This window comes from Dermatophilaceae bacterium Soc4.6 (genome assembly GCA_039889245.1).
Taxonomy (GTDB): Bacteria; Actinomycetota; Actinomycetes; order Actinomycetales; family Dermatophilaceae; genus Lapillicoccus.
Genome location: JAZGVH010000002.1, coordinates 2592069 through 2605733, shown reverse-complemented (window position 1 = coordinate 2605733; position 13665 = coordinate 2592069). Strand labels below are relative to the sequence as shown.

General features: G+C 72.7%; 13 protein-coding genes. 11 read left to right on the top strand and 2 right to left on the bottom strand.

The window, feature by feature from the left end; translation table 11 throughout:
- Positions 1-2: 2 nt before the first annotated feature.
- The 11 genes from paaK to V3N99_11995 all read left to right on the top strand — a co-directional run bounded on the left by paaK (position 3) and on the right by V3N99_11995 (position 11893).
- Positions 3-1313 (top strand): phenylacetate--CoA ligase PaaK, encoded by a 1311-nt coding sequence (gene paaK, locus V3N99_12045; protein MEO3937474.1) that lies wholly within the window; start codon positions 3-5, stop codon positions 1311-1313.
- 55 nt (positions 1314-1368) lie between these two features.
- Positions 1369-2856, top strand: coding sequence for a cytochrome ubiquinol oxidase subunit I (locus V3N99_12040; GenBank protein ID MEO3937473.1), 1488 nt, complete (start codon positions 1369-1371; stop codon positions 2854-2856).
- A gap of 57 nt (positions 2857-2913) precedes the next feature.
- Entirely contained in the window at positions 2914-3927 is a 1014-nt protein-coding gene (gene cydB / locus V3N99_12035) for a cytochrome d ubiquinol oxidase subunit II (protein MEO3937472.1), read from the top strand.
- 5 nt (positions 3928-3932) lie between these two features.
- Positions 3933-5582 carry a thiol reductant ABC exporter subunit CydD gene (cydD, locus tag V3N99_12030; protein MEO3937471.1) on the top strand — a complete coding sequence of 550 codons (1650 nt, stop codon included), beginning with the start codon at positions 3933-3935 and terminating at the stop codon, positions 5580-5582.
- On the top strand, positions 5579-7339 hold the full coding sequence (locus tag V3N99_12025; GenBank protein ID MEO3937470.1) for an ATP-binding cassette domain-containing protein: 1761 nt from the start codon (positions 5579-5581) through the stop codon (positions 7337-7339). Before cydD ends, V3N99_12025 begins: the two co-directional genes overlap by 4 nt.
- 6 nt (positions 7340-7345) lie before the next feature.
- Entirely contained in the window at positions 7346-7750 is a 405-nt protein-coding gene (locus V3N99_12020) for a BlaI/MecI/CopY family transcriptional regulator (GenBank protein ID MEO3937469.1), read from the top strand.
- Between the two features lie 61 nt (positions 7751-7811).
- On the top strand, positions 7812-8843 hold the full coding sequence (gene galE, locus V3N99_12015; protein ID MEO3937468.1) for a UDP-glucose 4-epimerase GalE: 1032 nt from the start codon (positions 7812-7814) through the stop codon (positions 8841-8843).
- 168 nt (positions 8844-9011) lie between these two features.
- Positions 9012-9563 (top strand): low molecular weight protein-tyrosine-phosphatase, encoded by a 552-nt coding sequence (locus V3N99_12010; GenBank protein ID MEO3937467.1) that lies wholly within the window; start codon positions 9012-9014, stop codon positions 9561-9563.
- Positions 9560-10111, top strand: a complete 552-nt coding sequence (locus V3N99_12005) for a TIGR00730 family Rossman fold protein (GenBank protein ID MEO3937466.1) — start codon at positions 9560-9562, stop codon at positions 10109-10111. Before V3N99_12010 ends, V3N99_12005 begins: the two co-directional genes overlap by 4 nt.
- Before the next feature lie 88 nt (positions 10112-10199).
- Complete coding sequence (gene purB, locus V3N99_12000) at positions 10200-11621, top strand: adenylosuccinate lyase (protein MEO3937465.1); 1422 nt, start codon at positions 10200-10202, stop codon at positions 11619-11621.
- A 68-nt stretch (positions 11622-11689) separates the two neighbouring features.
- Positions 11690-11893, top strand: a complete 204-nt coding sequence (locus tag V3N99_11995) for a histone-like nucleoid-structuring protein Lsr2 (protein ID MEO3937464.1) — start codon at positions 11690-11692, stop codon at positions 11891-11893.
- 146 nt (positions 11894-12039) lie between these two features.
- Here V3N99_11995 and V3N99_11990 read toward each other — a convergent pair whose 3' ends face one another.
- Positions 12040-12675, bottom strand: a complete 636-nt coding sequence (locus tag V3N99_11990) for a VOC family protein (GenBank protein MEO3937463.1) — start codon at positions 12673-12675, stop codon at positions 12040-12042.
- Positions 12676-12793: 118 nt separating this feature from the next.
- Positions 12794-13657 (bottom strand): RNA methyltransferase, encoded by an 864-nt coding sequence (locus V3N99_11985; GenBank protein MEO3937462.1) that lies wholly within the window; start codon positions 13655-13657, stop codon positions 12794-12796.
- Positions 13658-13665 lie beyond the last annotated feature (8 nt).

Here is a 13665-nt window from a genome sequence, read left to right as displayed (position 1 = left end):
CCATGGCCTGGCAGGACGGGACGGAGCTGTCCCTCGACGAGCTGAGGGCGCTGCAGCTGCAGCGCCTTCAGCGCACGGTGACCACGGCGTATGCCGCCGTCCCCCACTACCGCACGGCCCTCGACGCCGTGGGCGTCCACCCCGACGACATCCGGTCACTGGGCGACCTCGCTCGCCTGCCCTTCACCGACAAGGCCGACCTGCGGGCCAACTACCCCTTCGGGATGTTCGCTGTGCCACGCGAGCAGGTCGTGCGCCTGCACGCCAGCAGCGGCACGACCGGCCGGCCGACGGTCGTGGGCTACACCGCCGACGACATCTCGATGTGGGCCGACGTGATGGCCCGCTCGATCCACGCCGCCGGCGGCCGACCGGGCGACCTCGTGCACATCGCCTACGGCTACGGCCTGTTCACCGGCGGGCTCGGCGCGCACTACGGAGCCGAGCGTCTGGGCTGCACGGTCGTGCCCGTCTCCGGTGGCATGACGCAGCGTCAGGTGCAGCTCATCGTCGACTTCGAGCCGCGGGTGATCATGGTGACGCCCAGCTACTTCCTGTCGCTGCTCGACGAGATGGAGAGCCAGGGCATCGACCCGCGCAGCACCTCCCTGCGGGTCGGCATCTTCGGCGCCGAGCCGTGGACCGAGGCGATGCGCCACGAGGTCGAGACCCGCACGGCGATGGACGCGGTCGACATCTACGGCCTGTCGGAGGTCATCGGCCCCGGCGTCGCCCAGGAGTCGGCGCAGACCAAGGACGGCCTGCACGTCTGGGAGGACCACTTCTATCCCGAGGTCGTCGACCCGCTCACCGGTGAGGTGCTGCCCGACGGGGAGATGGGCGAGCTCGTGCTCACCTCGCTGACCAAGCAGGCCATGCCGGTGCTGCGCTACCGCACCCGCGACCTGACCCGCCTGCTGCCGGGCACCGCCCACCCGACCTTCCGCCGGATGCAGAAGGTCACCGGCCGCACCGACGACCTGATGATCGTGCGCGGCGTCAACGTCTTCCCCACCCAGATCGAGGAGCACGTGCTGGCCGAGCCGTCGCTCGCGCCGTACTTCCAGTGCGTGCTGACCCAGCCTGACCGGCTCGTCGAGCTGACCGTGCTGGTCGAGAGCCTCGAGCCGATGGGCGAGGCGCAGGGTCGGGCCGTGGCCGACCGGCTGGTCACCCGCATCAAGGAGCGGGTGGGCACCACCTGCCGGGTCGAGGTGCGCGACCCCGGCAGCATCGAGCGCAGCGTCGGCAAGGCCCGGCGCATCGTCGACGAGCGCGGGACCAAGGTCCCTTCTCGCGGATCTACTACGTGACGTAGTATCTACTACCGACCGTAGTAGATACTTCTTCGCCGCAGGAGCCCCCCGCATGGATGCTGTAGACCTCGCCCGGTGGCAGTTCGCCATCGTCACCGTCTACCACTTTCTGTTCGTCCCGGTCACGATCGGTCTCTCGGCCATCGTCGCCTGGTTCCAGACGCAGTACGTGCGCAATCACCACGAGGAGGACCAGCGGCTGGCTGGCTTCTTCGGCAAGATCTTCCTCATCAACTTCGCCCTCGGGCTGGTGACGGGCATCGTGCAGGAGTTCCAGTTCGGCATGAACTGGTCGGACTACTCGCGCTTCGTCGGTGACATCTTCGGCGCCCCCCTCGCCGTCGAGGCCCTCGCCTCGTTCTTCCTCGAGTCGACCTTCCTCGGCCTGTGGGTCTTCGGTCGCGGTCGGCTGCCCGAGCGGCTGCACGCCGCCACCATGTGGGTTGTGCACGTCGGCACCCTGCTCTCGGCCTACTTCATCCTCACCGCCAACTCGTTCATGCAGCACCCGGTCGGCTTCCGCTTCAACCCCACCACGGGGCGCGCCGAGATGACCGACTTCCTCGCGCTGCTGACCAACCCGGTGCAGCTCGTGACCTTCCCGCACACCGTGCTCGCCTCCTACCTGGTCGGCGGCGCCGTCGTCATGGGCGTCGGCGTCTGGCGCCTCCTCCAGGCCAAGCAGGGCGCGCCCGACGTCGAGCCCACCACGAGCAGCACGACCGTCGTCTCGGAGGCCCGCATGTACCGCCGGGCCGCCCGCGTCGGCGCCCTCGTCACCCTGGTCGCCGGTCTCGCCGTCGCGGTCTCCGGTGACGTGCAGGGCAAGATCATGACCGAGGTGCAGCCGATGAAGATGGCGTCCGCCGAGGCGCTCTACGAGAGCTCCAACGGCGGAGCGCCCTTCTCCATCCTGACGATCGGCTCGCTCGACGGTCAGTCCGAGAAGTTCTCCGTGACCGTGCCGGGTCTGCTCAGCTTCCTCGCGACGGGCAGCTTCGACGGGCCGGTCAAGGGCATCGACGAGCTCAAGGCCGACTACCAGTCGACGTACGGGGCCTCGGGCAACCCGCTGGTCGCCGACTCGGCCTACGTGCCCACCATCCCTGTGACCTACTGGACCTTCCGGCTGATGATCGGCGTCGGCATGCTCGCGGCCCTCGGCGCGATGATCGTCCTGTGGACCACCCGCGGTGGGCGCACACCGACCCCGAGCGGGCGCCGCGCCGCCGTGTGGCGCTGGTCGGCCCTGGTCGTGCCCTTCCTGCCCGTGCTCGGCAACTCCTTCGGCTGGATCTTCACCGAGGCCGGCCGACAGCCCTGGCTCGTCTTCGGCCTGATGTCGACCCAGACCGGGGTCTCCCCGTCGGTGCCGCCCTGGCAGGTGCTGACCTCGATGGTCGTCTTCACGCTCCTCTACGGCGTGCTGGCCGTCGTCGAGATGCGTCTGGTCGTCTCCGCGGTCAAGGCGGGCGCCACCCCGGTCGAGCCCCTGCCCGACAAGGACGACGACAACGCCCCGCTGGCGTACGCCTACTGACGTCGGGCAGCCGACGCACCGACCCTCGACCACCCTTTCGTTCCCAAGGAATCCCGCATGGAGCTCACCACCGTCTGGTTCATCCTCATCGCCGTCCTGTGGACCGGCTACCTCACCCTCGAGGGCTTCGACTTCGGTGTCGGCATGCTGCTGCCGGTGCTGGGGCGTGGGGCGGACGCCGTCGACACCGAGCGGCGACGCCGGTTGCTGCTCAACACGATCGGCCCGGTCTGGGACGGCAACGAGGTCTGGCTGCTCACCGCCGGCGGGGCGACCTTCGCGGCCTTCCCGAACTGGTACGCCACGCTCTTCAGCGGGTTCTACCTCCCGCTGCTGCTGATCCTCGTCGCCCTCATCGTGCGCAACCTCGGCTTCGAGTACCGCCACAAGCGCGATGACCGCTCGTGGAAGCGTCGATGGGACGCCGCGATCATCGCCGGGTCGGTCCTGCCCGCCCTGCTGTGGGGCGTGGCCCTGACCAACATCGTGCACGGTGTGCCGATCGACTCGAGCCAGGAGTACACCGGCAACCTCTTCACCCTGCTCAACCCGGTGGGCCTGCTCGGTGGTCTGACGTTCGTGGCCGTGTTCCTCACGCACGGGGCGCTCTTCGTGGCCCTCAAGACCGACGGCCCGATCCGGGCTGACGCGCGCAGGCTGGCCACCCGCACCGGGGTCGTCGCCGCCGTGCTCGCGCTCGCGCTCCTCGCCACCCTGGGCGCCCAGCGGGGCGGGGCCCTCTCGTGGGTTGCCTCCGGCCTCGCCGCCCTCGCCCTCGTCGGGGGGCTCGCAGCCAACCGGCAGGCCCGCGAGGGCTGGGCCTTCACGGGCACGTTCGTGGCCATCGCCGCCACGGTCGCGGCGTTCTTCCTGCTGCTCTTCCCCGACGTGATGCCGTCGTCACTCGACCCGGCCTGGTCGCTCACGGTGACGAACGCCAGCAGCACCGCCTACACGCTCAAGGTGATGACGGTCGTCGCGGCGATCTTCACCCCGCTGGTCCTGGCCTACCAGTCGTGGAGCTACTGGGTCTTCCGGCGGCGGATCACCGTCGCCCAGATCCCCGCCTGACGCCGGTGGCACGCACCCCCCGCGGGCCCGTCGACCCCCGGCTGCTGACCGCGGTCCCCGAGAGCCGCGCGGCGATCGGGACCCTCGGTGCCGTCGGAGTCGTCACCGGGCTGCTCACCGTCGCCCAGGTGATCGCCCTGGCCTCCCTGGTGACCGAGCTCGTCGCCGGAGCACCGGTCGTCACCCCGGCGATCGTGGTGGCCGTGCTCTTCGTCAGCCGCGGTGCGCTCGCCGGCCTCGGCGAGCGCACCGCGGCGGCCGCTGCCGCGCGCGTGTCGGGAGGACTGCGTCGGCGCCTCGTTGCGCACGAGCTGTCCCGACCGGGCACGGAGGCCGAGTCAGACCTCAGCACGCTGGTGGCCCAGGGCTGCTCGAGCATCGAGGTCTATGTCACGCGATACCTCCCGACCCTGGCCGCAGCTGCCGTCCTGCCCCCGGTCACCCTCCTCGTGCTCGCTCTGGTCGACCCGTGGAGCGCTCTCGTCGTCGTGCTCACCCTCCCCCTGCTGCCGCTCTTCGCGGCCCTCATCGGCCGGGCCACGCAGGACGCCACCCAGCGCCGGTGGCGCGCCCTGGCCGACCTGTCGGGCCACTTCGCCGACGTGCTGCACGGGCTGCCGACCCTCGTGGGCTACGGCCGGGGGGAGGCCCAGGCCACAGCCGTGCGGGCGGTCAGCGAGCGCCACCGTCGCGCCACCACCGCCACCCTGCGCATCGCCTTCCTCAGCAGCACCGCCCTCGAGGTCGTCGCCACCATCTCGGTCGCCCTCGTCGCCGTGATCGCCGGCGTGCGGCTCGCCGCCGGAGACCTCGACCTGCACACCGGCCTGCTGGCCATCCTCCTCGCCCCCGAGGCCTACTGGCCCGTGCGCCGGGTCGGTGCCGAGTTCCACGCCGCCGCCGACGGCGCCCTGGCCCTCGACACCGTGCTGGGCCGCCTCGAGCGACCCGCGGGCGTGACGACCCCACCCCGCCGACCCGGCGCGCTGGTGCTCGACGACCTCACGATCTCGTATGCCGGTCGGCCCGATCCCGTGCTGGAGCACCTCTGCCTCACGATCCCGGCCGGCCCTGGCCTGACCGTGCTCACCGGCCCCTCGGGCGCCGGGAAGACCACGCTGCTCGAGGTCGTCGCCGGGCTCCGGGAGCCCACCGCCGGCACCGTCGAGGGCCCTGCCGCCCACCTGGTGGCCCAGCGACCCTTCCTCCTGCCCGGCACGGTGCGCAGCAACCTCCTGCTCGGCTCGGGAGCCGCCCACCGCGGCCTCGACACCACCAGCGCCCCGACGGACGACGACCTCTGGGCGGCCCTGCGGGTCGTCGGCCTCGACACGGTGGTCGCCGACCGCGAGGGCCTCGACACCGCTGTCGGTGACGACGGCACGGGCTGGAGCGCCGGGCAGCGTGCCCGGCTGGTCCTGTCCCGGGCGCTGCTGTCCACGGCCCCCCTGCTGCTGCTCGACGAGCCCACTGCGCACGTCGACGCCGACACCCGCGACCGGCTCGACGACGTCGTTGCCGACCTCGCCCGCACGCGGTGCGTCGTGGCCGTGGCCCACCGTGCCGGGCTGGTCGACCGCGCCGACCACCGGCTGGTGCTCGCCGACGGACAGCTCACCCGCCGCAGCCCGCTGCCGACGGGAGCGCGGTCGTGAGCACCGGTGTCAGGACGCCGGGAAGTGGCCCGACGGAGCCGGCGGCGAGGCGCCGCCGGGGGTGGTGGGCGGCCTACGGCCCGTCCGTGCTGCTGGGTGCCGGCGCGACGCTGTCGGGGGTGGCGCTCACCGCGACGTCGGGGTGGCTGGTCGTGCGCGCGTCGGAGCGGCCGGTCATCCTCACCCTGCTGACGGCGATCGTCGCCGTGCGCACCTTCGGCCTGGCCCGGCCGCTGCTGCGCTACGCCGAGCGGCTGCGCTCGCACGACCGGGCCCTGCACGCGCTGGCCCGCGCCCGCGAGGACGTCGCCCGACGCCTGGTGCCCCTCACCCCCGCCCGGCTGGGACGCCGCGGCGACCTGCTCACCGGGGTCGTCGACGACGTCACCGACGTCACCGAGGCCGCCGTCCGGGCCGGGGTGCCGGCGGCCGGGGCCGCCCTGACCGTGGTCGTGACCGCCGGGCTGACGGCACTCGTCGCCCCGACCGTCGCCCTCGTGCACCTCGGCCTGCTTGCCGCGGTCGTGCTCGTCGTGCGGCTCGCCCTGGGGGTCGAGCGACGCGGCCAGGCCCAGCTGGAGCAGGCACGGGCCCAGGTGCAGCGGGTCGCGGGGCTCGTCACCGTCCACCGCCGGGACCTGCTCGGCATCGGCGCCGGGGCGGACGCGCAGCGGTGGCTCGACGAGGCCCAGGGCCAGTGGGACGCGGCCGCGCGCGCGCAGTCTCGCGGGCGGGCGCTGACCCAGGCCGCCACCCCGGTGCTGGTGGGCGTCGCCACGGCGGTCAGCGCCGTCGTGGTCGCGGGGCTCGTCGCGTCGCGGGCCACCTCGCCCGCGCTGGGCGCCCTGCTCGTGCTGACCCCGGTGGCCCTCGCGGAGGCGCTCGCCCCGCTCGCCGACGCCGTGCGCGCCCAGGCCCGCGCGGAGTCGGCCGGCCGGCGGCTCACCCACCTGCTCGGCGCGACCCCCGCCGTGTCGCCGACCCGGTGCACGCCCCCTGCCGCGGTCCCCGACGGACCCGTCGGGCTCGAGCTGGTGGGCGCCGGCGCCGCGTGGGCGGCCGGGGGCGGGCCCGACCTCGCACCCGTCGACCTGCGGCTGCCGCCCGGGTCGCGCAGCCTCGTCACGGGAGCCAACGGCACCGGCAAGTCCACCCTGCTCGCCGTGCTCGCCCGCCACCTCGACCCCTCGGTGGGGTCGTACGTCGTCACCGGCGCGGCGCCGTCGGCCGCCGCCCCCGACACGGGTGCCGTCGACACGGGTGCCGTCGACGTGCGCGACCTGCCGCTCGATGCCGTCCGCTCCCGCGTCGCGGTGGTCGGCGACGAGCCCTGGGTCCTCGCGACCTCGCTCCGGGAGAACCTGCGGGTCGCCCGCCCCCAGCCCGACCCGCTCAGCGGCGCCGACCTCGACGAGCGCCTCGTCCAGGGCCTGACCCGGGCCGGTCTCGGGGCCTGGTGGGCGGGTCTGCCCGACGGCCTCGACACCCGGCTCGGCGTCGGCGGCCGCGGGGTCTCCGGTGGCGAGCGGGCCCGGCTCGCCCTGGCCCGGGCCCTGGTCTCCGAGCGGCAGGTGCTCCTGCTCGACGAGCCGGTCGCGCACCTCGACCCCGACACCGCGCGGGCCGTCCTCACCGACCTCGCCCTGGCCACCGCCGGTCGCACCGTCGTGCTGGTCAGCCACGACGCGGTGCCCGAGGGTCTCGTCGACCGCGTCATCACCCTCGGCGGGGCCGTCCCGCGCAGCCGCATAGGGTGAGGCGACATGAGTCCCCTGTCGTCCACGCTCGGCGGTCTCGAGCGGGCCGTCATGGACCAGCTGTGGGCCCGGGCCGACGGCACCGGGGCGACCGTGCGCGAGGTGCACGAGGTGGTCGGTACCGAGCGCGACCTGGCCTACACGACCCTGATGACCGTGCTCGACCGGCTGGCCAAGAAGGGTCTGGTCGACCGGGTCCGCGACGGGCGGGCCTGGCGCTACACCGCCGCCGCGAGCCGCGACCGGCTCACCGCCGACGCGTTGCGCACGATCCTGGCCCCGCTCGACCCCGACGAGCGGCGTTCGGCCCTGCGGCACTTCCTCGACTCCTGTTCCCCCGCAGAGCTCGACGACGTCCGGCGGGCCCTGCACGATCTCGAGGAGCGGCGGGCGGCGGCCGACCAGCCCTGAGCCGACGTGACGAGGCGTCAGGACGCAGCCGCGGCCGGGCGGCACGGCATACGGTAGGCGCATGCGCGTCCTCGTCAGCGGCGGTGCCGGCTACATCGGCTCCCACACCGTCCTCCAGCTCATCACCGCCGGCCACGACGTGGTCGTGGTCGACAACTTCGGCAACGCGAAGCCCGCCGTCATCGGGCGGCTCGAGTCACTGTCCGGGGAAACCATCCCGGTGCATGCGTTCGACCTCACCGACAAGGACAAGACGGAGGCGCTCTTCGCCTCGGAGCAGATCGACGCGGTCATCCACTTCGCGGGGCTCAAGGCCGTCGGTGAGAGCGTCCACATCCCGCTGGAGTACTACGAGAACAACCTCGAGTCGACCTTCTCGCTGCTGCGGGCGATGCGCCGCCACGGCTGCTCGACCCTCGTCTTCTCGTCGTCGGCGACGGTCTACGGCGACAACGCGCCGGTGCCCTACCACGAGGACTACGAGCCGCTCTCGGCCTCGAGCCCCTACGGCCGCACCAAGGTGATGATCGAGCACGTCCTGCGTGACGTGGGAGCGATCGACGAGTCGCTGAAGATCGCGATCCTGCGCTACTTCAACCCGGTCGGCGCGCACGCGTCCGGACAGATCGGCGAGGACCCGCAGGGCATCCCCAACAACCTCATGCCCTTCATCGCGCAGGTCGCGGTGGGGCGCCGCGAGCGCCTGCAGGTCTTCGGCGCCGACTACCCCACCGCCGACGGCACCTGCGAGCGCGACTACATCCACGTCGAGGACCTCGCCGCCGGTCACGTCGCCGCCCTCAACGTGATCGCCGACGCGCCCGCCGACCAGCGGGTGCGCACGTGGAACCTCGGCACCGGCACGGGCACCTCCGTGCTCGAGGTCATCCACGCCTTCGAGCGGGCGTCGGGGCGCCCCATCCCGTACGACGTCGTCGCCCGCCGCGGCGGCGACCTGCCGGCCTACTGGGCCGACCCCACTCGCGCACAGACCGAGCTCGGCTGGCACGCGAGCCGCACCATCGACGACATGTGCGCCGACACGTGGCGCTGGCAGAGTGCCAACCCGCAGGGCTACGACGACGCGGGCTGACGGGGGCCGGAGGAGCCGAGAGCTGCGATAGCAGCCGCCCACAGGGCGATTCGGGGCTCCTGGCCCTGCTGGTGGTGGCCGGCGGCTCGTGGTGGTCGACTCTGCCGCCCGGGTGCTGTCGGCGGGGCCGTTCGAGCAGGACTGGGGGCTCACTGGTTTGATCGGTGGATGCCCCCCGACGACTCCCGCCACCGGCCACCGTTGCACGTGACCTTCGTCTGCTCCGGCAACATCTGTCGCTCCCCGATGGGTGACGTCGTGCTGCGCGACCTGCTCGCCGAGGCGGGGCTGGCTGACGCGGTCACCGTCGACTCGGCCGGCACCGGCGGGTGGCACGTCGGCGACGGGGCCGACCCCCGCACCGTGCGCACCCTGCGCCGGCACGGCCACGACGGGGCCAGTCATGTCGCGAGACACTTCACCCCCGACTGGTTCGACGGGCGCGACCTGGTGCTGGCGTCCGACTCCGGGCACGTCGAGCAGCTGGTCCGGCTGGCCCGCAGTGACGAGGAGCGCGAGCGCATCCACCTCGTGCGCGAGTACGACCCCGTGGCCGTCGCGGCCGCAGACCTCGAGACCGACGACCCCTTCTACGGCGACGACGACGACTTCGAGCGCTGCTACCGCGAGGTCGAGGCGGCCTGCCGCGGGCTGGTCGACGAGCTGCGCGCGCGGCTCGGGCGCGGCGAGGCCGGTCGGGCTGACAGGCCCCGATCGTGAGGCCGCTGCGTCGCGTCGCGGTCTTCACCGGCTCCGCCTCGGGCCACGACCCCCGGTATGCCGCTGCCGCCACCGATCTCGGTCACCACCTCGCGACGGCCGACATCGGCGTGGTCTACGGGGGGGCCCACGTCGGCCTCATGGGTCTGGTTGCCGACGCGGCCCTCGCCGCCGGCGGTGAGGTCGTCGGCGTCATCCCCCAGGCGCTGCACGAGCGCGAGCTCGCGCACAACGGTCTGACCGAACTCGTCACGACTGCGACGATGCACGAGCGGAAAGCCGAGATGGCCTCTCGTGCAGACGCATTCGTCGCCCTGCCGGGAGGGGCCGGCACCCTCGAGGAGATCTTCGAGGTGTGGACCTGGCAGCAGCTGGGCTATCACGACAAGCCGGTCGTGTTCTACGACACCGCCGGCTACTGGCGGCCCCTGCTCGATGCGCTCGCCGGGATGACCGACGCCGGCTTCGTGCGCCGGCCCGCCCTCGACGCCCTGCTGGTCGCCGACCGGCCCGACCAGCTGCTCACCCTGCTGCGCGCGCAGCCCTGACCGGTGGTGGTGCTGCCGGTGGTGGTGCTGCCGATGGCGGCCCTCCCTCGCGTACGCCGGGTGCGTCTCGCTCTGGGAGACTGGGGCCATGAGCCCCAGTGCCACGCCATTCGCTGATGCCGTCCCGCCGATCGCCCTCGGCGCGCTCGACGGTCGCTACCGCGGGGCCGTCGCACCGCTGGTCGAGCACCTGTCGGAGGCGGCGCTCAACCGCACTCGCGTGCACGTCGAGGTCGAGTGGCTGGTCCACCTCACCGACCACGGCGTCGTGCCCGGCGTGCGCCAGCTGACGACGAGCGAGAAGGCCGCGCTGCGCGGCTGCGTCTCCGGCTTCGGCACCGACGAGGTGGCCGAGCTGGCCGAGATCGAGCGCGAGACCGTGCACGACGTCAAGGCGGTGGAGTACTTCCTCAAGCGGCGGCTCGCGGTGGTCGCCCCCGCGCCCACCGACCGCGGTCTCACCGAGCTCATCCACTTCGCCTGCACCAGCGAGGACGTCAACAACCTCTCCTACGCCCTCATGGTCCAGGGGGCCGTGCGCTCGGTCTGGCTGCCGCGCGCGACCGCGCTCGTCGACCAGGTCGCCGACCTCGCCCGCGAGCTGAGGTCAGTGCCGATGCTCGCGCACACCCACGGCCAGCCGGCCACGCCCACCACCCTCGGCAAGGAGCTCGCCGTGCTCGCGCACCGGCTGCGCCGACAGCTGGCGCGCATCGCCACCGCGGAGTACCTCGGCAAGCTCAACGGCGCCACCGGCACCTACGGCGCGCACCTGGCCGCGGTCCCCGATGCCGACTGGCCCGCCATCAGCAGAGCCTTCGTCGAGGGCCTGGGCCTGACGTGGAACCCGCTCACGACGCAGATCGAGAGCCACGACTGGCAGGCCGAGCTCTACTCCGACATGGCGCGTTTCAACCGCGTGCTGCACAACCTCTGCACCGACATGTGGACCTACATCTCGATGGGCTACTTCGCGCAGGTGCGGGGCCAGGGCACGGTCGGCAGCTCGACGATGCCCCACAAGGTCAACCCGATCCGCTTCGAGAACGCCGAGGCCAACCTCGAGGTGAGCAACGCCCTGCTCGACGTGCTGGCCTCGACGCTCGTGCAGTCGCGGCTGCAGCGCGACCTCACCGACAGCTCGATGCAGCGCAACATCGGCTCGGCCTTCGGTCACTCGATCCTGGCTCTGGACAACGTCGCTCGCGGTCTCGCCGGGCTCGACGCCGTGCCCGCGAAGATGGCGGCCGACCTCGACGCCAACTGGGAGGTGCTCGGCGAGGCCGTGCAGTCGGCCATGCGGGCCCTCGGTGCGCAGGGGGTCGCCGACATGGACAACCCCTACGAGCGGCTCAAGGAGCTGACCCGCGGGCGCCGGATCACCGGCGACGACCTGCGCGAGTTCGTCGCCGGTCTCGGGCTGCCCGACGACGTCTCCGCACGTCTCGGCGCCATGACCCCGGCGTCCTACGTCGGCGCGGCGCCAGAGCTGGTCGCATTCCTCGCCTGAGCCCCTGAGCCCCTGAGCATCCGAGGCGTCTCCACGGGTCGACGGGTCACCTCTGCCACCATGGGGCCATGGCCCAGCGAACGATCGTGACCGTGACCGACGACCTCGACGGCGGCGACGGCGCTGAGACCGTCACCTTCTCCTTCAAGGAGACGGTGTGGACGGTCGATCTCTCCAGCCGCAACCAGCAGCGGCTGCTCAAGGCGCTCGAGCCCTTCATCAACGCGGGCACCCTGGTCTCCCGCCCGCCGGCGAGGCTCCCTAGGGGTTGAGCCGCAGGCTCCGTCAGGCGGGCAGGACGGGTACGTCTGGCGCCGAGGCCGGGGGTGTCCGCGGTCGAACCCGGCCACCTCGGTCCCGCGGGTGGACGCTCAGACTGGTAGAGCAGTGTCTGAGTGGAACTGACAGGATGGCCTGCTCAGATGACGACGGGCCCGTCGGGGGTGGAGAACGTCACGGACAGCAGCCCGGGGGTGCCGCGCGGGGCGACGAAGTCGAAGTCGATGACCGTCGAGGTCCGGCTCGCCGGGAGCCCCAGCCACTCGGCGACACGCTGGGGGTCGCCGGCGATCTGGAGCGAGTCGATGTTGACCTCGGTTGTCGCCCCGCTCGACGGGTGGAGGCCCAGGTCGGCCCACTGGATGTAGTAAGGCAGCTGGGGGTCGCTCATCAGGCCCTTGATGCCGATCTGACGCCACCGCAGCTCGACCCCGTCGGGGCGGTGCCGGTTGCCGTCGACGGCCTGGCGGCCGAGCCGCTTCTCGACCGAGGCGATGTCGTCGACCTGCACGACCCAGCCGAGCCAGCCGCCGCCCATCGCCGAGCGGGCCTTGACCGCCTGACCGAAGGGCGCCTTGTCGGACGCGGGGTGGTCGAGGCACTCGACGACCTCGACGTAGCGCTCGTGAGCGAGCGGGAGCACGATGTTGCGGGTGCCGAAGCGCGGGTGGACGCCACCGGCGACCGGCGCGACCCCGATGAGCTTTCCAATCCGCTCAGCGGTGGCCTGGACACCGTCGTGCTCGGCAGCGTAGGAGACGTGATCGACCCGCATACAGACATCGTGACACACGAAACGGAAGCCTCTGACCACTCCCGCAGTGCTGCGCAGCGGGGCCCGGAGAGGGCGCCGTGAAGCCGGTCACTCTGCCCTGCTGTGCCCCGTAGGGCCTCTACCCCGGGATGCTCCGCGGCTGACGCGACGATCGCTGACGCACCGCCTCGTAGAGGACGACCGCCGCCGAGACCGAGACGTTGAGCGAGTTCGCCTGGCCGTGCATCGGGATGCGCACCCGCTCGTCAGCGGCGGCCAGCAGGGTCTCGTCGATGCCGTGCTTCTCCGAGCCGACAGCGATGGCCACGCGCCCGCGGTAGCTGATGTCGGTGTGCAGGGTGCTCGTCTCAGGGGTGGTCACGACCAGCCTGATGCCGTTGCCCTGCAACCAGTCGAGCGTCTCGCGGGTCGACCCGGCGCCCAGCGGCACCGAGAAGACCGTCCCCTTGCTGGCCCGCACCACATTGGGGTTGCCCCAGTCGGTCACCGGATCGGCCGCGACGACCGCCTGGCACCCGGCGGCGTCGGCCGTGCGCAGCATCGCGCCGAGGTTACCGGGTTTCTCGACCCCCTGCGCGACCAGCACGAGGTCGCTGCGGCCCACGCTGAGCGCTCGCACCGGCTGACCCACGGCGTCGACGACCGCGAGCAGCCCGTCAGGCCCCTCGCGGTAGGCGACCTTCTCGAACGCGGCACGACCGAGGTGCACCACCTCGGTGCCCGCCGAGCGCAGCCGCGCGACCAGGTCGTCCTGACGACCGATGTCCTGCGAGCCCGCCATCCCGGCCGGGCTGAAGAGCTCAGGGCATACGTAGGCCTCACGGGGGACGACGCCCGCGTCGAGCGCGAGGGTCAGCTCCTCGTGGCCCTCGACGAGGGTCGTGCCGGTCTCCTCACGGGTGCGCCGCCGCCGGAGGGCGACCAGCGCGCGGAGGCGGGGGTTGGCCGCAGACGTGATGACGAGGTCGTCGTAGGTGCTCACGGCCTGCC